Source organism: Diplocloster hominis (assembly GCF_032380655.1).
Taxonomy (GTDB): Bacteria; Bacillota; Clostridia; order Lachnospirales; family Lachnospiraceae; genus Diplocloster; species Diplocloster hominis.
This window is the reverse complement of sequence record NZ_JAWDIY010000014.1, coordinates 111,600-132,260: the sequence shown is the minus strand read 5'-3', so window position 1 is coordinate 132,260 and position 20,661 is coordinate 111,600. Positions and strand designations below refer to the sequence as shown.

21 protein-coding genes are annotated in these 20,661 nt (G+C 48.1%); 16 read left to right on the top strand and 5 right to left on the bottom strand.

What is annotated here, in order from left to right; all coding sequences use genetic code 11:
* The first annotated feature begins 232 nt into the window (after positions 1 to 232).
* The 14 genes from ABC831_RS14470 to ABC831_RS14405 all read left to right on the top strand — a co-directional run bounded on the left by ABC831_RS14470 (position 233) and on the right by ABC831_RS14405 (position 13,286).
* A complete protein-coding gene (locus ABC831_RS14470) occupies positions 233 to 952 on the top strand; it encodes an SDR family oxidoreductase (RefSeq protein ID WP_343248814.1) in 720 nt (239 codons plus the stop codon).
* A gap of 67 nt (positions 953 to 1,019) precedes the next feature.
* Positions 1,020 to 2,276 (top strand): MDR/zinc-dependent alcohol dehydrogenase-like family protein, encoded by a 1,257-nt coding sequence (locus ABC831_RS14465; protein ID WP_343248813.1) that lies wholly within the window; start codon positions 1,020 to 1,022, stop codon positions 2,274 to 2,276.
* A gap of 355 nt (positions 2,277 to 2,631) precedes the next feature.
* A complete protein-coding gene (gene dhaK, locus ABC831_RS14460) occupies positions 2,632 to 3,642 on the top strand; it encodes a dihydroxyacetone kinase subunit DhaK (protein WP_343248812.1) in 1,011 nt (336 codons plus the stop codon).
* Entirely contained in the window at positions 3,635 to 4,258 is a 624-nt protein-coding gene (dhaL, locus tag ABC831_RS14455; protein ID WP_343248811.1) for a dihydroxyacetone kinase subunit DhaL, read from the top strand. The genes dhaK and dhaL overlap by 8 nt, the downstream gene beginning before the upstream one ends.
* A 95-nt stretch (positions 4,259 to 4,353) precedes the next feature.
* Entirely contained in the window at positions 4,354 to 4,734 is a 381-nt protein-coding gene (dhaM, locus tag ABC831_RS14450; RefSeq protein ID WP_343248810.1) for a dihydroxyacetone kinase phosphoryl donor subunit DhaM, read from the top strand.
* 13 nt (positions 4,735 to 4,747) lie between these two features.
* A complete protein-coding gene (locus ABC831_RS14445) occupies positions 4,748 to 5,560 on the top strand; it encodes a DNA-3-methyladenine glycosylase family protein (protein WP_343248809.1) in 813 nt (270 codons plus the stop codon).
* Positions 5,561 to 5,687: 127 nt separating this feature from the next.
* Entirely contained in the window at positions 5,688 to 7,079 is a 1,392-nt protein-coding gene (asnS, locus tag ABC831_RS14440) for an asparagine--tRNA ligase (RefSeq protein ID WP_343248808.1), read from the top strand.
* An 18-nt stretch (positions 7,080 to 7,097) separates the two neighbouring features.
* The gene (gene asnA / locus ABC831_RS14435) at positions 7,098 to 8,108 is read left to right on the top strand and encodes an aspartate--ammonia ligase (RefSeq protein ID WP_343248807.1); all 1,011 of its coding nucleotides are present in this window, start codon (positions 7,098 to 7,100) and stop codon (positions 8,106 to 8,108) included.
* 138 nt (positions 8,109 to 8,246) lie between these two features.
* Positions 8,247 to 8,603, top strand: coding sequence for a nucleotide pyrophosphohydrolase (locus tag ABC831_RS14430; protein ID WP_343248806.1), 357 nt, complete (start codon positions 8,247 to 8,249; stop codon positions 8,601 to 8,603).
* 282 nt (positions 8,604 to 8,885) lie between these two features.
* Positions 8,886 to 9,851, top strand: coding sequence for a C39 family peptidase (locus tag ABC831_RS14425; RefSeq protein WP_343248805.1), 966 nt, complete (start codon positions 8,886 to 8,888; stop codon positions 9,849 to 9,851).
* A 211-nt stretch (positions 9,852 to 10,062) separates the two neighbouring features.
* Complete coding sequence (locus ABC831_RS14420; RefSeq protein ID WP_343248804.1) at positions 10,063 to 10,659, top strand: CDP-alcohol phosphatidyltransferase family protein; 597 nt, start codon at positions 10,063 to 10,065, stop codon at positions 10,657 to 10,659.
* Positions 10,660 to 11,026: 367 nt separating this feature from the next.
* Positions 11,027 to 11,491, top strand: a complete 465-nt coding sequence (locus ABC831_RS14415) for a MarR family winged helix-turn-helix transcriptional regulator (RefSeq protein ID WP_343248803.1) — start codon at positions 11,027 to 11,029, stop codon at positions 11,489 to 11,491.
* Positions 11,482 to 12,243 (top strand): sulfite exporter TauE/SafE family protein, encoded by a 762-nt coding sequence (locus ABC831_RS14410; protein WP_343248802.1) that lies wholly within the window; start codon positions 11,482 to 11,484, stop codon positions 12,241 to 12,243. The genes ABC831_RS14415 and ABC831_RS14410 overlap by 10 nt, the downstream gene beginning before the upstream one ends.
* A gap of 83 nt (positions 12,244 to 12,326) precedes the next feature.
* On the top strand, positions 12,327 to 13,286 hold the full coding sequence (locus ABC831_RS14405) for a CPBP family intramembrane glutamic endopeptidase (RefSeq protein ID WP_343248801.1): 960 nt from the start codon (positions 12,327 to 12,329) through the stop codon (positions 13,284 to 13,286).
* 33 nt (positions 13,287 to 13,319) lie between these two features.
* On the opposite strand, the gene ABC831_RS14400 is transcribed toward ABC831_RS14405, so the two are convergent.
* The 5 genes from ABC831_RS14400 to ABC831_RS14380 all read right to left on the bottom strand — a co-directional run bounded on the left by ABC831_RS14400 (position 13,320) and on the right by ABC831_RS14380 (position 18,640).
* On the bottom strand, positions 13,320 to 14,159 hold the full coding sequence (locus tag ABC831_RS14400) for a hypothetical protein (protein WP_343248800.1): 840 nt from the start codon (positions 14,157 to 14,159) through the stop codon (positions 13,320 to 13,322).
* Entirely contained in the window at positions 14,152 to 15,561 is a 1,410-nt protein-coding gene (locus ABC831_RS14395) for a sensor histidine kinase (protein ID WP_343248799.1), read from the bottom strand. Before ABC831_RS14395 ends, ABC831_RS14400 begins: the two co-directional genes overlap by 8 nt.
* A complete protein-coding gene (locus ABC831_RS14390; protein WP_343248798.1) occupies positions 15,558 to 16,217 on the bottom strand; it encodes a response regulator transcription factor in 660 nt (219 codons plus the stop codon). The genes ABC831_RS14395 and ABC831_RS14390 overlap by 4 nt, the downstream gene beginning before the upstream one ends.
* Positions 16,218 to 16,264: 47 nt before the next feature.
* A complete protein-coding gene (locus tag ABC831_RS14385) occupies positions 16,265 to 17,077 on the bottom strand; it encodes an N-acetylmuramoyl-L-alanine amidase family protein (RefSeq protein WP_343248797.1) in 813 nt (270 codons plus the stop codon).
* Positions 17,078 to 17,869: 792 nt separating this feature from the next.
* Complete coding sequence (locus ABC831_RS14380) at positions 17,870 to 18,640, bottom strand: inositol monophosphatase family protein (RefSeq protein ID WP_343248796.1); 771 nt, start codon at positions 18,638 to 18,640, stop codon at positions 17,870 to 17,872.
* Positions 18,641 to 18,853: 213 nt separating this feature from the next.
* Between ABC831_RS14380 and ABC831_RS14375 the strand changes: the two genes are divergently transcribed.
* Both ABC831_RS14375 and ABC831_RS14370 read left to right on the top strand, forming a co-directional pair.
* Positions 18,854 to 19,546 (top strand): iron-sulfur cluster assembly scaffold protein, encoded by a 693-nt coding sequence (locus tag ABC831_RS14375; protein WP_158355063.1) that lies wholly within the window; start codon positions 18,854 to 18,856, stop codon positions 19,544 to 19,546.
* Positions 19,547 to 19,564: 18 nt separating this feature from the next.
* Positions 19,565 to 20,575, top strand: coding sequence for a GGGtGRT protein (locus tag ABC831_RS14370; RefSeq protein ID WP_343248795.1), 1,011 nt, complete (start codon positions 19,565 to 19,567; stop codon positions 20,573 to 20,575).
* Positions 20,576 to 20,661 lie beyond the last annotated feature (86 nt).

The following is a 20,661-nucleotide window of genomic DNA, read 5'->3' as shown; positions in this document are numbered from 1 at the left end:
TTCCTCCTATACATTTCGTGAATGGTGTATATTCTATGATAGAGTATGCCGGAGGATTTTGCAAGGAATGAGTGCTCAGGGGTCAGAAGCCTCCGGGATCAGCGGAGCTGTCCGCCGGGAAATCCTATTGGGAAAATTCCCAAATCCTCCACCGGCGTTTCGGGAGATTTCTCTGCTCCGGAAAGAGTTTCCTGTGCTATATTTAAAGTAGTAAATTCATTGGAGGAAATATATGAAACAACTGGAGAACAAAGTGATCTTATTGACCGGTGCAACCGGCGGAATCGGGATACCCGTTGCCAGGATGCTGATCGGGGAAGGCGCCGGGCTGCTGCTTACCGGGTTGGAAGAGGATGTTTTAGCCAAAACGGCAGAAGAGCTGGGGGAGAATTGCGCTTATTTTGCGGCGGACCTGCTGCAGGAGGGTGCCCCTGAGAAAATCGTGGCATATTGCGCAGAGCGGTTCGGACGGCTGGATATTCTGATTAATAATGCGGGAATCGCATCGAGAAAGCCTATTCTGGATGTGACGAAGGCGGAACTGATGAAGCACTTCGAGATCAACGCTTACGCGCCGCTGGCCATGGCCCAGGCGGCGGTACCGATGCTGAAGGATTCCGGGGCAGGCGATATCATTACGATCTGTTCCTCATCGGGGATGTATCCCTATGTGGGGCAGGCCTGTTATTCGGCTTCCAAACACGCACAGCGGGCCCTGATGGAGATTCTGACCATGGAACTGTATGAGACGGGAATCCGGGTCCATACGATCGCTCCGACAGGGGTGGATACCGGCATGATCCGTATCACCCGGCCGGATTTGAATGGCGATGCTTACTGTAAGCCGGAGGAGATCGCGGAGATCATTGTATTTATTCTTGCTCACAGAAATAATTCGGTGATTGATGAGGTCTATGTAAGGCGGCATGCGAAGATGCCTTTTGAACCGTAAGGGACCGTGAAAACGGCTGCACGGGATGGAGCAAGCAGATGTGGGAAAGAGGAAGGAGAGCAGGTACATGCGGACAAAAGGTGTACGAATCTATGGAGTGAAAGATTTAAGGCTGGAGGAATTTGAACTGCCCCCGATGGGCGAGGATGAGATGACAGCCACGATCTATACGGACAGTATCTGTATGTCCACCTATAAAGTGGCGATTATGGGAAAGGAAAACAAGCGGGTACCGGATGATATCGACCGGAATCCGATTCTGATCGGCCATGAGTTCTGCGGTGTCATTACGGGGATCGGAGAGAAATGGAAGGATAAATATCAGATCGGCCAGCGGTTTGTGATGCAGACTTCCCTTAATGTAAAAGGATCTCTGGCCGCCCCTGGATTTTCATTTCCCTATGTAGGGGGCGACGCCACTCATATTCTGATTCCGAATATCGTGATGGAGCGGGACTGCATTATAAAATATGAAGGTTCTTCTTATTTCCGGGGCTGCATGGCGGAACCCATGGGCTGTATCGGAGCCGGTTTCGACGGCTGTTATCACGTGGATCCGGAGACAAGGGAGCATCGGATGGGGATCAGTCCGGGCGGGGCTATGGCGATACTGGGCGGCTGCGGTCCAATGGGACTTGGCTGTATCGATTACGCGCTGCACTGTGAAAACCATCCACGGCTGGTGGTTGTGACGGATGTCAATGAAGAGAGAATCGCCCGGGCTTTGAATATATTTACGAAGGAGAAGGCAGCGAGGCAGGGAGTGCAGCTGGAATTCCTGAATTCTGCACGTTCAGATACTTATGCGGAGCTGATTCGATTATCACCGGAAGGATATCAGGACGTCTTTAACATGACCCCGGTAGCTTCGGTAGCCGAACTGGCGGATCAGATACTGGCCAATGACGGATGCCACATGTTCTTCGCAGGCCCGACGGACCAGAACCTGAAGGCAAAGATCAACCTGTATAATGTCCACTATGCGGGAACCCACACGGTAGGGGTTACTGGCGGGACCCTTCATTCCATGAAGCACTGCGTGGAAATGATGAGCGCAGGCCAGCTACACCCGGAAGTAATGATCACCCATATCGGAGGACTTGACGCTGTGGCGGATACCACCCTGAATCTGCCTTCCATACCCGGAGGGAAGAAACTGATCTATAACCAGATCCGCCTGCCCCTGACCGCTCTTACAGATTTTGAAGCGTTAGGGAAGTCAGATCCCATGTTCCGGCGGTTGGATGAAATCGTGAAAGCAAATGATATGCTGTGGTGCGAGGAGGCCGAACAGGTATTGATGCAGCAGGCTGTGCCCATCTGAGAGAATCCGGCGAGCTAAAGTGTTCACGATTCGTTCAAAAAAACTTAATTGAATTCATAAAATGATTATAGTAAAATAAAATCAGCACGGCCAAGTGCCGTAAGGGGCCCCGACAAAATAAGTGAGACTGCTTAGTGTAAGGCCCTTTTCTTTTTTTATTCACCGGAAATATATTTCTGGCGTATAAAAAGCTTTCCGGTAGGCCGTCCAAAAGCCAGGACGCAGTCTGACGGAGGGATGTGCGGCTGCGGACAGGGAGAGGCCGCTTACACGGCATGACGCAGGCGCAGGGTTTCGTGGGTGAAACAGGAATTTATGGGGAAAAGGCAAGATGTATTATGGAGGGATCAAAATCATGAAGAAATTCATCAATGATGCAGATCTTGTGGAAGAGCAGATGATTCAGGGGATGGTGAAGGCTTATCCACAATATCTGAAAAAACTGGACTGCGGCAATGTGGTGGTCCGCGCGGCAAAAAAAGAGGGAAAAGTCGCATTGGTCAGCGGCGGCGGCAGCGGCCACGAACCGGCACACGGAGGTTATGTGGGTGAGGGCATGCTGGATGCCGCGGTGGCGGGAGCAGTGTTTACATCGCCGACGCCGGACCAGATCTATGAGGCAATAAAGGAAGTGGCTACAGAAGCGGGCGTGCTGCTGGTCGTCAAAAACTATACCGGGGATGTCATGAACTTCGAGATGGGCGAGGAGATGGCCCAAATGGAAGGAATCCAGGTGGATCATGTGATCACCAATGATGACGTGGCGGTAAAGGACAGCCTGTATACGGTGGGCCGCCGGGGGGTAGCCGGAACCGTATTCGTACATAAGATCGCCGGGGCTTTGGCGGAACAAGGAGCCGCTCTGCCGGAGGTAAAAGCAGCAGCCTTAAAGGTGATAGACAATGTCAGGACCATGGGGGCGGCGATCGCGCCCTGTACGGTACCAGCGGCCGGTAATCCGGGATTTACACTCTCGGAAAATGAGATGGAAGTCGGCATCGGTATCCATGGAGAGCCCGGGACCCACAGGGATGAGATAAGGACTGCGGATGATACCGCGGACCTGCTGCTGGATCAGATCCTGGCGGACATTGACTACACCGGCTCCGAAGTGGCTGTGATGATCAACGGCGCCGGCGCTACACCCCTGATGGAACTGTATATTATATATAACCATGTGGCGGATGTCCTGAAGGAAAAGGGAATCCGTGTATATCGCACCTACGTGGGAGAATACATGACATCCATAGAAATGCAGGGTTTTTCCATATCCTTGTTGAAACTGGATGACCAGATGAAAGAACTTTTGGATTCTAAGGCAGATACGCCTGCTTGGAAGGAGATAGGAGGCAAAACACATGGTTGACGGGAAAAAACTGACTGCTGTTATTATGCAGATCGGATATAAGATGACAGAAGAGAAAGAGTATCTCACCCGGCTGGACGCCGCGATCGGTGACAGTGATCACGGGATAAACATGGCCCGGGGATTCGAAGCAGTGGGGAAGAAGCTGCCGGCCCTGGCCGATAAAGATATCGGAAGCATATTAAAGACAGTGGGCATGACGCTGGTTTCCACAGTGGGAGGTGCCTCAGGCCCCTTGTACGGGTCCGCGTTCATGAAAGCCGGTGCGGCGATGGCGGGAAAAGAGGACATGGATCTGTCTGATTTTCTGGAGGCCATGCGGACGGGAGTGGAAGCAGTCCAGATGCGCGGCAGAGCCGGCGCAGGAGAAAAGACCATGCTGGATTCGATGCTGCCGGCCATGGACGCCATGGAGGCAAAAGCAGCAGGAAACGCGCAGATCCAGGCGGTTCTGGAAGCAGGCGTAAAAGCGGCGTGGGATGGTGTGGAAGGAACGAAAGATATGATAGCCACCAAGGGCAGAGCCAGTTATCTGGGTGAGCGAAGCGTGGGCCATCAGGACCCCGGAGCTACTTCCTTTGCTTATATGCTGGAAACCATCGCATCTATGTTTTAAAGGTAAGCAAGCTTTGGAGAAAAAAGGCTTTGGAGAAGTATGTTAAGGCTTTAGGAGAAGTATGCTTTAGAGAAAGTTTGTAGAGGAGAAAGAACATGGTTGGAGTAGTAATCGTATCCCACAGCTGCCATCTGGCTGACAGCATCGCCGAATTCACCGCGGTAATGGCGCCAGACGCTAAAGTAGCGTGCGCCGGCGGCCTCGGGGATGGTTCCTTCGGGACCAGTTTTGAAAAAATACATGCAGCAGTCGAATCCGTTTATTCCAACGATGGCGTCCTTATTCTGATGGATCTGGGCAGCGCGGTTATGACTACGGAGATGGTCATAGAAGCCATGGAAGGCAGGAAGATACGGATGGCCGACTGCCCGCTGGTAGAAGGCGCAGTACAGGCCACGATCTGTGCGGCCTCGGGCATGGATCTGGACAGCATTCTGGCAGCCCTCCAGGAAGTAAAGACAATCAGGAAGTTTTAGGCGGGACAAATCAATGATTACAAAAACCATACCGGATTTTGATATCCGGCAGACAGCAGAATCCGGACAATGTTTCCGGTTAAACGAAAGACAAGACGGCTCCTTCTCGTTAATCGCGGGGGGCCGTTATCTTGAAATAAGCCAGCAGGGCGGAGACATCACCTTTTCCTGCGGCGAGCAGGAATTCGATCACATATGGCGGCGCTATTTTGACCTGGACACCGACTATGCCGGAATGAAGGCATGCGTCGATCCTGCAGACGAATATATGCGCACGGCCATAGAGTTTGGGGGCGGAATCCGCATCCTGCGCCAGGAGCTCTGGGAGACCCTGATTACATTTATCATTTCCCAGCAAAATAATATCCCCAGAATCAAAAAGTGTGTGGAGTCCCTGTGTACCCAGTTCGGGGAACGAAAAGAAAATTTCCGGGGTGAATCCTACTGCACTTTTCCAGCCCCTTCTGTTCTCGGGCGTCTGCAGGATGACGCTCTTTGCGGCTGTAACCTGGGATACCGGAGCAAATACATCCTCAAGACTGCCAGAATGGTAGAGGAAGGAGCGGTAGACCTGTCTGCCATACAGAATCTGAAGTACGAGGATGCCAAAGAGGAACTTATGAAGTTCTATGGAGTTGGCGTCAAGGTGGCGGAGTGTGTCTGCCTGTTTGCCCTGCATCACATCGACGCCTTTCCCGTGGACACCCATATCCGTAAGGTCGTTTTGACCCACTACCCTTCCGGTTTCCCTCTGAACCGCTATCGGGGCTTCGCTGGTGTTCTTCAACAATACGCGTTTTACTATGATGTGCATGGGGCCGGATGACAGCAGCCCTCTTTCCCTATTTCTATAACTTCTGTTCCCCTATTCTATAACTTCCACCTTGAATTATTGCAGGGTCTATTATATAATTCAATTTATGGTGGAAAATACAGGGAAAAGGAGTTTAGTGATGGAATTAGTGAATATTAAAGAACTATTCAGGAATGAATCTGAATATATTGGGAAAGAAGTGACGGTTGGAGGATGGCTCAGAAGCAAAAGAGATTCCAAGACTTTCGGGTTCCTGGTGATAAATGACGGTACGTTTTTTGAACCTCTGCAGGTAGTATATGGGGATTCGCTTAAGAATTTCGCGGAGATCTCCAAGCTGAATGTAGGGGCTGCGGTTATTGTGAAAGGAATTCTCACAGCTACGCCCCAGGCGAAGCAGCCGTTTGAGATACAGGCCGGCGAAGTATGTGTGGAGGGGAATTCCGCACCGGATTATCCGCTTCAGAAGAAACGCCATTCTTTTGAATATTTGAGGACTATTTCACATTTGAGACCCCGGACGAATACATTCCAGGCGGTGTTCCGGGTCAGGTCTTTGATTGCTTATGCGATTCACAAATTTTTCCAGGAGCGGGATTTTGTCTATGTGCATACACCCCTGATTACCGGCAGTGACTGTGAGGGGGCAGGCGAGATGTTCCAGGTTACCACTCTGGATCTGGATCATGTGCCTCATACGGAGGACGGAAGCGTTGATTTTAAGGATGACTTCTTCGGAAAGCCCACGAATCTGACGGTCAGCGGACAGCTGAACGGGGAGACCTATGCGATGGCATTTAAGAACATTTATACCTTCGGGCCTACGTTCCGGGCGGAGAATTCCAACACGACGAGACATGCGGCGGAGTTTTGGATGATCGAGCCGGAGATGGCTTTTGCCGATCTCCAGGATGATATGATTCTGGCGGAAAGTATGCTGAAGTACGTGATCAATTATGTGCTGGAACATGCACCGGAAGAGATGGCCTTTTTCAACCAGTTCGTGGACAAAGGGCTGCTGGAACGCCTGCAGCATGTGGCATCCTCAGATTTTGCCCATGTGACCTATACAGAAGCTGTGGAAATATTGGAAAAGCATAATGAAGAGTTCGAATATAAAGTGTCCTGGGGCTGCGACCTCCAGACGGAGCATGAGCGTTTCCTGACGGAGAAGGAGTTCGGCCGTCCGGTATTCGTCACGGATTATCCTAAGGAGATTAAGGCTTTCTATATGAAACTGAATGACGACCAGAAGACAGTGGCCGCTATGGACTGTCTGGTACCGGGGATCGGTGAGATCATCGGCGGAAGCCAGAGAGAGGATGACTACGGAAAACTGGTGGGCAGAATGGAAGAATTGGGCCTGAATAAAGAGGATTATGATTTCTATCTGGATCTGCGTAAATATGGATCAGCCAGACATGCCGGCTTTGGATTGGGATTTGAAAGATGTGTGATGTATATCACCGGAATGGGCAATATCCGGGACGTAATCCCGTTCCCCAGAACCGTAAATAACTGCGAACTATAATAGAGAGGATTTTTGAGGATGAGTAAGATAGTAATACCGGAGGGGTACCAGCCGCTTTTAGATATTAAGGCGACAGAGATCGCGATTAAGAGGGTGAAGGATTTCTTTCAGCGGGAGCTGGCGACACAGCTGAATCTTCGCCGGGTATCGGCACCGTTGTTTGTACTGCCGGAATCTGGATTGAATGATAATTTAAACGGAGTGGAGCGTCCCGTGAAGTTTGGAATTAAGGAGCGGGGGGATGCCGAGGCAGAGATCGTCCATTCCCTGGCCAAGTGGAAACGCCTGGCGCTGAAGCGCTACGGTTTCCAGATGGGGGAAGGACTTTATACAGATATGAATGCCATCCGCCGGGATGAGGAGACAGACAATATTCATTCGATTTTCGTGGACCAGTGGGATTGGGAAAAGATTATCGATAAAAGTGACCGCACGGCGGAAACGCTTCAGGATGTGGTAAAGTCGGTGTACGAAGCGCTGCGCGTTACGGAAAAATATATTGCAAACCGTTACAGCTATGTGGAATGCTTCCTGCCGGAGGAGATCACGTTCGTTACCTCCCAGGAGTTGGAGGACCGGTATCCGGACTGCACGGCGAAAGAGAGAGAATACAATGCAGCGAAGGAGTTTGGCGCAGTATTTATCATGCAGATCGGCGGACGGCTGAAGTCCGGGGAGAAGCACGACGGAAGAGCGCCTGATTATGATGACTGGAAGTTAAACGGGGATATTATTGTGTACTACCCAGTGTTGGATATCGCGCTGGAATTGTCTTCCATGGGAATCCGGGTGGATGAGGAAACCTTGCTCTCCCAGCTGGAAGAGGCAGGCTGCATGGACCGTGCCGCGCTCCCGTTCCAGAAAGCATTGCTGAACCACGAACTGCCTTATACGGTAGGCGGGGGGATCGGACAGTCCAGAATCTGCATGTTTTACCTGCGCAAGGCACATATCGGAGAAGTACAGTCCTCGATCTGGCCGGATGATATCTGGGAATATGCGAAATCACGCGGAGTGAATCTGCTGTAAGTAAGGGAGTTCCAAAAGCTGCTATACGGTTTTTGGAACCCTTCTTTTTTATCCAATAAGAAAAAGTGCTGCTTACGCCGCTCACACCGGTGGATAGTTTCCGGAACGAGGTGCTATATGGACAATAGGAGGGTGAAAATGAAAGATATAGAACGACTGCAAGAGCTGGTGAAAAATTTCTGTGAGGAGCGGGAATGGGATCAATTTCACAATCCGAAGGAACTGGCGATCGGATTATCGACAGAGGCAAATGAGCTGTTGGAGCTGTTCCGGTTTCAGTCTGAGGAGCAGATGCGGGATATGTTCGGGAAGCCGAAGACACGGGAGCGCATCGAGGATGAGACCGCAGATGTTTTCTTTTTTCTGCTGCGTTTCGCGCAGAAGAACGGGATTGATCTGGAACAGGCCCTGCTCAGAAAAATCGAAAAAAACCGGACAAAATATCCGGCTGAACTGGCCCGTGGGAAAAATCTGAAATATACGGAGTATGAATAATACAGGGGAAGTATAGGTAAATGCTTCTTCCAACATTCTCATATAGAAATTTGCCTGCCATGAATGCAGGCTTATTTTCTGCCAAAAAAATCTGATTTTACAGTAAATCTGATACAAACCTGATACATTGGCATGCTAAGATACCTTTAGAAAAGAAAAGTTAAGAAAATCTTTCGGAAAAAATGTCGGAAAAGGGATATAATAAAAATAATTGCACTCTTTTTGTCGAGGGCGCAAACCGAAATGGAATAGATTGCCGAATGAATCGGAGAGGTACAGGGAATGGGAGATAACAGAGAAGCAATCAGACGAAAGAAAATGCTGATTGAGAAAAAAAAGAGGAGACGCCGCCGCAGACGGATTTTGATATTGAGCAAATTAGGACTGGTCTGTGTTGCGATGTTCTTGATTATAACTGTAGTTCACAAGTGGACGAATCAGCTGGAAGCCCAGGAGACGCCGGAAAGCGGTCATGTACAGGCGGAAGCGTTTGAGCCGGTGGCGGTGCAGTCGAACTCCGGGAATGTCACCCAGCCCAGAGTGAAGGTGAATCCGGAACTGGTTGGGCAGTTGGAAGATCTGCTGGATGAAGAGCCTAAGATAAAAGACATTCTTCAGGACCCAGGCCTGTATCCGCAGGAGATGCTGGAGTTTGTACTAAAATATCCGGAAACGATCGATTTTGTTCTGGATTATCCGGAAAAAAAGGACCAGATTTTGGACAGCGGCAGCATAGACATATCGAAGGATTATGAGCAGGGCAAGATTCCTTTATTTTTACAGTGGGATGAGCGGTGGGGATATCATTCATATGGTGACGACGGGATAATCGGAATGGACGGATGCGGGCCCACCTGTCTGTCCATGGTGATCGTGGGACTGACGGGGCAAACGGATATGAACCCTCAAAAAGTAGCGGAATACAGCCAGTCCCAGGGATATATCGATCCCCAATACGGTACCACCTGGGAGCTGATGACAACAGGAGCACAGAAGCTTGGACTTCGGGCTCGTGAGATTCCGCTGGATGAGGATGTTTTGCGAAATGTGCTTGGAAAAGGGCAGGCGGTGATTTGCAGCATGCGTCCCGGCGATTTTACAACCTCCGGTCATTTTATCGTACTGACCGGTTTCAAGAACGGGGAAATCACGGTGAATGATCCAAACAGCCCGAGCCGGAGCCAAAAAACGTGGAAATATGCGGATATTAAGCCGCAGATTAAAAATCTTTGGGCGTATTCCTATTGATAAGATATTAGAGGGCAGGAGAGGAACGGCATAAGGGCGGACTGCTGGGAGACGGCCCAAAAGTAACGTGCTTTAAGTGATTGGGAGAACGTTACTTTTGGGCATTTCTTCTGCAATCCGTTCTGTGCCATTCCTTATTTTATAGATATCGGAATTGTAGATTATTGTCGTTTCTTGATCTTTTAGGGAAGATATGCTATATTACTGCGTAATGAGATATCGAAGGAGTGTGGGATTAATGCAGGTAAAACATGATGTGCCATTGCGTAAACAACTTTTTACCATACCAAATTTGCTGGGATATTTGAGGATTATTTTAGTGCCGGTTATTATTTGGAGATATGTAACGGCGGATTCGGTCAATGATTATTATGCGGCGGCTCTGATCGTAGTGATCTCCAGTATATCTGATCTGTTTGACGGGATGATCGCCCGTAAGTTTAATCAGATTACGCAGCTGGGGAAAGCGCTGGATCCTATAGCGGATAAGCTGACGCAGGCAGCCATGGTGCTTTGTCTGACGATCCGGTACAACCAGATGATTCCAATGTTGATTCTGTTTGTAGTTAAAGAAGGATTTATGGGGATCATGGGGGCGCTGATGCTGCGGAAAGGAAAGATGCTGGACGGAGCCATGTGGTATGGTAAGGTGTGCACGGCTGTGTTGTATATAGTAATGTTCGTGCTGTTCCTGTTCCCGGAACTGCCGGTACTGGCGGTAAATATCTGTATTGGGATCTGTGTTTGCTTTATGCTTCTTTCTTTTGTACTTTACATACCGGCTTTTATTAAGTTGAATAGAGAGTAGAATATTATAGAAGTTATTTAAATTAGAGATTGAAGTTAGTAATAAAGTATAATCGAGTTAAAATTTATAATGGTGTTAAAGTTTATAATGGTGTTAAAATTTATAATAGAGGTTTTTTATAAAAAGATATTAAGATGTGGATCTATGGATTATTCATAGGTCCTTTTTGTATGTTGCTTGCGCGTCCCTTGGGGCACATACGAAATCAACATTTAAGTTATATACAGAATCAACGCTTCATTTATATTTAACTTGACGAATAAAAAATATTGCGTATAATAGTTCATAAGTGAACAGTTCGAAATTAAACGGTTTATGTTTGAACTATATTACCCGTTGGAAGGAATTTGGAGAGGAGGCAAGTAATATGGCGGTGGAGTTTTTCGAAAACAGATTAACAATAGATTTTATGCACAGTGCAGCAAAAGCAAAAAAGACTTATGAAGGCATATTTCATGAGATAGCGAAAGCGGAAGGGCTTACGCAGAATGAGATCGACGTGCTGCTGTATCTCTGGAACAATCCGGGTTACGACACAGCCAGGGATATCGTGAATTACCGGATGATATCAAAATCACATGTATGCGGGGCTGTCGACAGGCTTACGGAACGGGGATATCTGTCGGGCAGTCAGGAGGCTGCGGACAGGAGGAAGGTGCATCTGAAGATCGAACCGCCCGCAGAGGATGTAGTCAGACGTTTGGCAGAAGTTCAGACACAGTTTATCAACGGTTTGTTCGATGGAGTTACGGAGGACGAACAGGCTTTGTTTGAAAAAATACTGGAGAAAATGGGACAGAATATGGAAGGAGTACATAAGAAATGGTGTTAAAACTGATTATTTGCATCATCGCCGGACTTGGAGCGGGGATTGGAACAGGATTGGCAGGTCTGTCGGCGGCAGCGGTGATTTCACCCATGTTGATTACGTTTTTGGGTTTTCCGGCCTATGAGGCGATCGGAATTGCCCTGGCTTCCGATGTTTTAGCGTCCGCAGCTTCCGCGTGGACCTACTACCGCAATAAGAATATTGACATTAAGAATGGTTTCCTGATGCTGGTAACCACACTGATCCTGACCATGGTTGGCAGTAAGGTGGCATCCTATGTACCGAACACCACGATGGGAAGTTTTTCTGTCTATATGACTTTATTGCTGGGAATCAAATTTATTGTCCGGCCGGTTATGACGACCAGGGAAGCGAATGAGAATAAATCCCGGAAGAAAAAGATCATCCAGTCGCTGATCGCAGGCTGTGTAATCGGATTTATCTGTGGTTTTGTGGGAGCGGGCGGCGGTATGATGCTGCTGCTCATTTTAACCAGTATACTGGGATACGAATTAAAAACTGCGGTTGGAACCAGTGTATTCATCATGGCCTTTACAGCGCTGACCGGTGCGGTAAGCCATATGGCGATCGGGGGGAAACCGGATCTGTTCGCATTGGTTACCTGCATCTTAGCTACACTTGCCGGCGCTCTGGCAGCCGCCCGCTTTGCGAATAAGGCCAGCACGAAGACACTGAACCGGATCACCGGTGTGGTTCTGGCGGTACTTGGCCTGGCCATGGTTATTTTAAAATAAAACCCTCTTTTCAAGCAATTCTATTCGTGATATGGTAAATAATAGCGATAGAAAACGGCAAGGAATGAAAAGGATGGCCAAATATGGAAAAGAATAAAAGTGGTACAAAAAGACGCATTCTAATTTATCTTGGGCTGACATTTGTTATAACGTATCTGTTGGAGATATTTGTAATCGGAGGTCTGGTTTCCAATATGCAGTCATCGCCTGCAGTCAGCATTCTGGTTTCCGCCATGATGTTCATACCGGCGGTCTGTGTACTGCTGACCAGGCTGATTACAAAGGAAGGATTTCGGGATGCCTGGATTCTGCCGAATTTCCGTGGGCATATCCGGTATTACGTGATCGGATGGTTCCTTCCGGTAATCCTGACGGTACTTGGCAGTGTGGTTTATTTCCTGATTTATCCGGACCGGTTTGATCCAAATCTGGGATATATGATGGAGACTTATCAGGCGATGGGGATCGACTTGCCGCTGGAGGCTATTAAGACGAATATGCTGGTGCAGATCGGAATCGGAGTGGTGTTAGGGCCGATCGTGAACATCTTTACCTGCATTGGGGAAGAGTGGGGATGGAGAGGTTATCTGGTCCCCAAACTGGCGGAGCGTTTCCGGATACTGCCGACGCTGCTGATCAGCGGAGTGATCTGGGGATTGTGGCATGCGCCGCTTACCGCGATGGGACATAATTACGGATTCGGATATACCGGCTATCCATTTACAGGGATTCTGGCCATGTGCGGATTCTGTATCATTATGGGAACGCTTCTGTCCTTCCTGTCCTTAAAAACCAGAAGCTGCCTGCCGGCGGCCATCGCCCACGGCAGTCTGAACGGATTTGCGTCCATCGGCATCTATTTCCTGACCGGCTCCGATGTATATAATCCGTTTATCGGACCTGCTCCGACCGGTATCATAGGAGGCAGCGCGTTTATTCTCACGGCTGTGATCCTCGTTGTCATCATGATACGGCATGAGAAGAAAAACAAGCTGATTGCGGCAGCTAAGGAAAGGCAGAGCATAGGGGCACCGATGCCATAAAATCACGGAATGTAAATAATATGAGATGTAATATTAATAAGAGTATGCTGCAGTATCGGATTCCATAAAGCCGTTTATTGTGCTGTTCGGAATGGATGTATCCACATAAGGATAATTGATATAGGGGTTGTAGTAATAATACCCCACAGGGATTATCTGTATGTAAAAATCAGTATCATTCTGCAGATATATGATCTTTAACTGGGCCTTTTCGGAGACGGCTCCCTGGGATTGAAAGGTCCAGTCGTACAATACGTCCAGGCCCAGGTAGCGGATATAGGCGTTGATGGTATCCTTGGGCGCGACTTTTATAGTATCATGCCGATAATTGAACATCTGCAGATACAGGACCTTCCCTGTCTTAGGCTCCGTATAAAAGGACAGCTGAGGAGGGGTATCGATATATCCTTCCGCCATGAAATGTTCATCATAGATGGTATAATAAGAAAATGGAGTTTCCTTATTATCCCATATCCCATAACTGCCGCTTACCCAGATCATGGGTTTGATCATGTTATGGAAGCTATTGAGCAAATCCTTATCCAAAGCGGACTGATCGATCATATTGTCAAACTGTTCATTGAGACTGGCAACGATGGATGAAAAAGGGGAGTCATCTATACTGAGCGGATAATTATAACCACCGCCATAGTCAAAGTACTGACTGTTTTGATAGATATCGCGGATGGTGTTAACCAGATAGATTTCTTCTGCCTCAGGCGCCAGTTTCGCATGAATCTCCTGACGGGAATGAGCGACTGCCATCATCTGGGCATCCTGTATGGTGAAGAAGAGACTGGGAAAATAGATAGCGCCTGCCACGATGAGCAGAGTTAGAATAAGAAACACCAGACTTTTCCAATGTTTAAGCATCTTTTGCCACCTCCAGTTCAAACCATACAGTCGTTCCTACGCCCAACTCGCTTTCGAAATGCAGTTTCGTATGATGCAGATCCGCTATTTTGGAACATAAAAACAGCCCCAGACCGGAACCGCCCATCGCCCGGGAACGGGATTTATCGATCATATAAAACGGCTCTGTGATACGGGCCAGTTCCTCCGCCGGAATACCGCAGCCGCTGTCCTCCACCGAGAAGCGATAAGCCTGATCCTTAATTTGTCCATACAGTTCAATCGTGCGGTCCTTCGGGTCCGCTTTTTTGGCGTTTAAAATCAAATTCCGGAGCAGACAGTCCAGCAAAGATGCGTCGGCAACAACTGACGCAGGCTCCACGGCGATAGATAGTCTGAACTCCTCCAGCAGAGGTTCCATCTGCTGATGCAGACGATGTACGATCGTATACACAGGCTGAGGTCCTGTCGTTAAGTTCTCATCGGTACAGAACATCAGGTCCATAAGCTTACGGGAAAGCTCCTCCAGGCGCCGGCTTTCCTGATAAATAGTCCGGGAATACCGGATCTGTTTTTCTTTATCGGTGGCACTGGTGCGCAGGATATCCGCGTAACCGATAATGGCTGTCATGGGAGTCTTAATTTCGTGGGAAAACGCGTTGATAAAATCATCCCGCTGCCGTACGGATAGCTGCAGCTCGGCGATTTGCTGTTCAATGGCATCGGCCATCAGATCGAAGTTCCGGCTGAGCTGGCCGATCTCATCGGAGCTTCGGATGCGGGTGCGCTCTTGATAAGCACCGTTGGCGATATGGAGACTGGTGTTATTCAACTTTTGAATCGGACCGGTCAGGACATGGGTCATAAGTCCGATTGCCAGGACACACAGAAGGATCACGATGCCGTCCAGCAGCAAAAAATCCTGTAATTGGCGGTCCCTCTCCGCAAACAATCCGGTGATATCATAAGCACTGACCAGCAGGACGATGTTTTTATCTATTTCCAGCTGAGAGGTCAGCAGCATATAATTCAGTCCATCCGCCTGCCGGATCAGATACGTGTTGCCTTCCTGCCGCAATATGGCTTCCATATTTTTATCAGACAGGGCCGGCAGATTCGAATACAGCGCCTTTCCGGCGTCAGTATACAGAGCCATCACTTTGTTCTGGCCCCCGGTATAGCCGGAGAGACGTTTGGCAGAGTCCGCCACTTTATCTTCAGTATAGCTCTCACCGCTTAATATGTAATTAACCATATTGGATTCAATAGCATAGCGTTCCAGCAGATGCTGCTCCACATTCTGCGCGGCGGCAGTTTCCAGAGAATGTTTGAAATTTCTGCTGATTAAGATCGTACCCCCTACGGAGAATAGAACGGCAACCAGAATCGTCATGCTAAGAATCAGTTTGGTGGAAAATTTCATGTGGAAACCTCCAGGATATAGCCGATTTTGTACACGGTCTTGATCCGGTCCTTCCAATTCAATTTTTTACGCAGCCGCTGGATGTGCAGATCCAAAGTACGGGAGTCCCCCGTAAAATCTTCCAGCCACACCCGTTCAAATAACGTTTCCCGGTACAACGCCGAGTTCTTGTTCCTCACGAGAAAGAGCAGAAGTTCATATTCCTTGGGTGTGAGCATAACCTCCTGCTCATTCTGTATAACCCGCCGGGACTGGGTATCGATGACCACATCGGCCGCATATAAAAGGGTCTGCCCCTTATTATAGCGTCGCAGCACAGAATCCACCCGGGCCAGCAGCTCATCGATCTCAAATGGCTTCACTATATAATCATCCGCGCCCATGCGCAGTCCCTTCACTTTGTCTTTGGTAGTTCCTTTCGCCGTCAGAAAAATGACGGGAATACCCAGCGGTTCAATGTATTCCATCAATTCATAACCGTCTATTTCCGGCAGCATGATATCCAGCAATATCAGATCATAAGCACGGCTTTCTATTTTATCCGCAGCTTCTTTACCATCCGCGGCGTAATCCCAGGCATATCCGGCCTTTTCAAACCCTGCCTGAATCAGCTCCGCGATGGCGCATTCATCTTCCACAATCAATATCGTAATCAAATCCGGATACCTCCTGATATCAGGTACAGTCCTTTGGAACCTCCTTTCTATTCAGCGGATGTTCCAAAGGACTGCAAAAATTCCTGTATTCCTCTGGCAATATTTTTAGCCAGCTCTTTTTGATAACTCTCTGAAAAGATCAGATTCTTATCCGTTTTATTCGTCAGATAACCGACCTCAATCAGGCAGGCCGGTACGGTGGTCGTGCGCAGCACCTTTAGTTTTGCGTCCTGAACCGTTCCCCGGTCCGATGTGCCGGCGGTCTGACTGGCGTATGTATGTATGGCGTCCGCCAATTTTTTACTCCCGGCTCCCCCTGAAGACTTCACGTCGTTATACCAGACTTCCAATCCCCGTATGGATCGATCATCCTCAAAAGAATTCTGATGAATACTGACAAAAGCCTGAACCTTATTCTCATTGGCGAGGGCAGCTCTCTCATCCAGACTAACGGTCTGGTCGCTGCTGCGGGTCATGACCACCTCGACGCCTGCATTTTTCAACTCTTCCTCAACCAGAAGCGCAATGGCCAAATTCAACGTCTTTTCCGGAGTTCCTGCTGCCTCGCTGCCGGTATCCTTCCCCCCATGTCCCGGGTCCAGAAGAACCTGAATCTCCTTAGGGGTGTCAGATACCACCGGAATCTCCGGCTTCGGCACAACCGACGTTAAATTTTCCGCCTCACTGGGTGTACCGGTGGTCCTATGTGCCAAAAGAAAGCCCAGAATCATCCCGATCACAACGAAGATCAGAGACTTGAGCACCCGATAAGACAATAGCTTGGCCGCCTTAATCAGCTTCTTCTTCCGCCGCAGCCTCATACGGGATTCGTAGCGTGTACGTTCGTAATTTGCTTCCATATATATGTCATCCTCATAAAGTAAGTCATCCTCAAAAGGGTTTTCATCTATCTATTAGATCCACAGACCCCTGAAAAAGTTCCAGTCTTTTTCAAAATATCCCATTTTATTTTCTCAAACTTTATTTGCCGGCATTTCATCCTAATAGTACCGTCAATATTCTATTAGATATCGTCATTTTCCAATGGATACGGTCATTAATTTCAACAGACACCGCCGTTTATCCCAATAGTTCGTCATCGATCCAAATAGTTACCATCATCGATCCCAGTATACATCAGAATAGTGTCATTATATCGGACATTTGTTTCAAAGTTGTATCTATAATTTCAAAATAAGACATGAATACTGTCCAGAATAAAATAATCATACCATCTTTCAGCAAAATGCGCCATAGTCTGCCAAATATTACATCTTGGGTCTCTTCCAAATATTACATCCTGGGACCCGTCTGAAGTTGGAATAAGTGGGAGCTATTAAAAATGCGACACAAGTGCGGCAATGAGATCAATCATATGGAATTATATACACCAGAATTATCTACACAGAATCGTTCATATGGAATCATATACACCAGAATCATGTACACAGAATCATTCATATGGAAACATATACACAGAATAGTAAAAAGCAGACACATGGAAAAAAGTATCATTTAATCCATGAATGAAAAGAAAACAACAGGAAACAGAAAGGCCGATAGCGCCTCTACAGAGTTTCCAAGTCCTGCGAGGTTCTTACCGGTCTTTCATTTATAGTTCCAATTAACTTTAACGGTTAGAAAGATACATATTAATCATTTACGATATGCTCTAAGAAATAAGAGTGTAGACATCCATTCGTAGCCAGAACATTGCAGTTCTGGTCAAAAGGAAGCGGCTGATTATTCCAACCGGTTATCTTTCCACCTGCTTCTGTCAGAATCAGGGAACCGGCGCTATAATCCCAGGGCTTCAGATTACGTTCCAGAAATGTATCCAGACGCCCGCAGGCCACGTAACACAGATCCAGAGCGGCTGAGCCGGAAATTCGGATATCCGTGCACTCCATAAAAACTTTTTGGAACAGTGCAAAATTCTGTGAAGCCTTTTCTTTTTCGTAAGGATCTGTACCCATGGAGATCAGGGTGCGCAGCAGATCGGTCTGATCGCTTACCTGTATCTTTTGCTCATTCAGATACGCGCCGCATCCCTTTGCGGCGGAAAACGTCTCATCGGTAAACGGATTATACACTACACCCAATGTAATCTCTCCCTGCTCATAAAGTCCCAGGGAAACGGCACTATGCTGGTAATGATGGATAAGATTTGTTGTTCCGTCGATGGGATCCAGAATCCAGGTCTTTGTATCCGGACCGATCTCATTTTCCTTCTGTTCCTCGGACATAAGGCCGATGCCGGGATATTTGCGAAACAGGATCTTCTTCAGAAAATCCTGGACTGAATAATCAACTTTGGTGACAAAATCAGCGGTACCTTTTGTGGTGATTGCTCTGGAATTGACCTCATCCATAACCAAAGGCCTGGTCTGATGTACGATCTCTATGAGTTCTTTTCGTTCCATGAAGTTACACTCCTTACTTTGACATTTTTGTAACAGTATAGCACAGACGAGGATCATTTGTAAAAGTAATTTATCCCGAAAAATTCTGGAAACCTCTGGACGAATCCGCCATTTTGTGAGAAAATAACCTAAGGTGCGGCGTTAAATAAGTAACGATGTCGAACAAATGCAGCCGCACGCAAATCTCACTATACATATGGAAGGAGTCTTATAATGATTTATTCACATGAAGTAGAACAAATGTGTCCGGTAGCGCAGGGCGTGAACCATGGTGCTGCTCCCATTCCTGAAGAGGCGAAATGGGTAAAGGCAAAAGACGTATCCGATATCTCCGGTTTGACCCATGGGGTAGGCTGGTGTGCTCCCCAGCAGGGTGCCTGCAAACTGACCCTGAACGTGAAGGAAGGAATCATCCAGGAAGCTCTGGTAGAGACCATCGGATGTTCCGGCATGACCCACTCCGCAGCTATGGCTTCCGAAATTCTGCCTGGCAGAACCGTTCTGGAAGCTCTGAATACGGACCTGGTCTGTGATGCGATTAACACAGCCATGAGAGAACTGTTCCTTCAGATCGTATACGGAAGAACACAGAGCGCGTTTTCCGAAGACGGACTGCCGGTTGGCGCAGGTCTGGAAGATTTAGGAAAAGGCCTTCGTTCCCAGGTTGGAACCATGTATGGAACTCTGAAAAAAGGACCTCGTTACTTGGAAATGGCGGAAGGCTATGTAACCGGAATCGCTCTGGACGAAGAGGATCAGATTATCGGTTATCAATTTGTAAGCCTTGGCAAGATGACAGACTTCATCAAAAAAGGCGATGACCCGAATACCGCTTGGGAAAAAGCAAAAGGTCAATACGGCCGTGTAGATGACGCTGTAAAAATCATTGACCCTAGACAAGAGTAATTGAGGAGGTAAGAGAGAATGGCTTTATTTGAATCCTATGAGAGAAGAATTGATAAAATTAATGCCGTATTAAACAGCTATGGCATCGCTTCGATTGAAGAAGCCGAAAAGATTACAAAGGATGCCGGTCTGAATGTATACGATCAGGTAAAGAAAATCCAGCCCATCTGTTTTGAAAATGCTTGCTGGGCCTACATTGTAGGTGCCGCAATCGCGATCAAAAAAGGCTGCAGAAAAGCAGCAGATGCAGCAGCAGCCATCGGAGAGGGACTTCAGGCTTTCTGTATCCCTGGTTCCGTAGCAGACCAGAGAAAAGTTGGTCTGGGACACGGGAACTTAGGAAAGATGCTGCTGGAAGAGAATACCGAATGCTTCTGTTTCCTGGCCGGCCATGAGTCCTTCGCAGCAGCGGAAGGCGCGATCGGTATCGCAGAAAAAGCAAACAAGGTTCGTCAGAAACCTCTGCGCGTTATCTTAAATGGCCTTGGAAAAGATGCCGCTCAGGTTATTTCCAGAATCAACGGATTTACTTATGTAGAGACTGAGATGGATTATTACACAGGAGAAGTGAAAGAAATATTCCGCAAATCCTATAGCACAGGTCTTCGTGCGAAGGTTAACTGCTATGGTGCGAACGATGTTACCGAAGGTGTTGCGATCATGCATAAGGAAGGCGTGGATGTTTCCATTACCGGTAACTCCACGAACCCGACCAGATTCCAGCATCCTGTGGCAGGTACTTATAAGAAGGAATGTATCGAGCAGGGCAAGAAATATTTCTCCGTTGCTTCCGGCGGTGGTACAGGCCGTACCCTGCATCCGGATAACATGGCAGCTGGCCCGGCTTCCTATGGTATGACAGATACGATGGGAAGAATGCACTCAGATGCCCAGTTCGCTGGTTCTTCTTCCGTTCCGGCTCATGTGGAGATGATGGGACTGATCGGTATGGGGAATAATCCGATGGTTGGTGCTACGGTGGCTGTGGCTGTCGGCATTGAAGAAGCGGCGAAGGAAGGGAAATTCTAGGGAATCCTTATTTTATAAGGGTTTGAGAAGTTGTGAGGTGTGCTGAAAAGTGCTGAATTTGAGTGCGTAGAACACAAGTAGCGCAC

Bases quoted from the DNA above. Each gene is read 5' to 3' on its own strand.
- ABC831_RS14470 (WP_343248814.1), top strand. From the start codon at position 233: ATGAAACAACTGGAGAACAAAGTGATCTTATTGACCGGTGCAACCGGC.
- ABC831_RS14465 (WP_343248813.1), top strand. From the start codon at position 1,020: ATGCGGACAAAAGGTGTACGAATCTATGGAGTGAAAGATTTAAGGCTG.
- dhaK (WP_343248812.1), top strand. From the start codon at position 2,632: ATGAAGAAATTCATCAATGATGCAGATCTTGTGGAAGAGCAGATGATT.
- dhaL (WP_343248811.1), top strand. From the start codon at position 3,635: ATGGTTGACGGGAAAAAACTGACTGCTGTTATTATGCAGATCGGATAT.
- dhaM (WP_343248810.1), top strand. From the start codon at position 4,354: ATGGTTGGAGTAGTAATCGTATCCCACAGCTGCCATCTGGCTGACAGC.
- ABC831_RS14445 (WP_343248809.1), top strand. From the start codon at position 4,748: ATGATTACAAAAACCATACCGGATTTTGATATCCGGCAGACAGCAGAA.
- asnS (WP_343248808.1), top strand. From the start codon at position 5,688: ATGGAATTAGTGAATATTAAAGAACTATTCAGGAATGAATCTGAATAT.
- asnA (WP_343248807.1), top strand. From the start codon at position 7,098: ATGAGTAAGATAGTAATACCGGAGGGGTACCAGCCGCTTTTAGATATT.
- ABC831_RS14430 (WP_343248806.1), top strand. From the start codon at position 8,247: ATGAAAGATATAGAACGACTGCAAGAGCTGGTGAAAAATTTCTGTGAG.
- ABC831_RS14425 (WP_343248805.1), top strand. From the start codon at position 8,886: ATGGGAGATAACAGAGAAGCAATCAGACGAAAGAAAATGCTGATTGAG.
- ABC831_RS14420 (WP_343248804.1), top strand. From the start codon at position 10,063: ATGAGATATCGAAGGAGTGTGGGATTAATGCAGGTAAAACATGATGTG.
- ABC831_RS14415 (WP_343248803.1), top strand. From the start codon at position 11,027: ATGGCGGTGGAGTTTTTCGAAAACAGATTAACAATAGATTTTATGCAC.
- ABC831_RS14410 (WP_343248802.1), top strand. From the start codon at position 11,482: ATGGTGTTAAAACTGATTATTTGCATCATCGCCGGACTTGGAGCGGGG.
- ABC831_RS14405 (WP_343248801.1), top strand. From the start codon at position 12,327: ATGGAAAAGAATAAAAGTGGTACAAAAAGACGCATTCTAATTTATCTT.
- ABC831_RS14400 (WP_343248800.1), bottom strand. From the start codon at position 14,159: ATGCTTAAACATTGGAAAAGTCTGGTGTTTCTTATTCTAACTCTGCTC.
- ABC831_RS14395 (WP_343248799.1), bottom strand. From the start codon at position 15,561: ATGAAATTTTCCACCAAACTGATTCTTAGCATGACGATTCTGGTTGCC.
- ABC831_RS14385 (WP_343248797.1), bottom strand. From the start codon at position 17,077: ATGGAAGCAAATTACGAACGTACACGCTACGAATCCCGTATGAGGCTG.
- ABC831_RS14380 (WP_343248796.1), bottom strand. From the start codon at position 18,640: ATGGAACGAAAAGAACTCATAGAGATCGTACATCAGACCAGGCCTTTG.
- ABC831_RS14375 (WP_158355063.1), top strand. From the start codon at position 18,854: ATGATTTATTCACATGAAGTAGAACAAATGTGTCCGGTAGCGCAGGGC.
- ABC831_RS14370 (WP_343248795.1), top strand. From the start codon at position 19,565: ATGGCTTTATTTGAATCCTATGAGAGAAGAATTGATAAAATTAATGCC.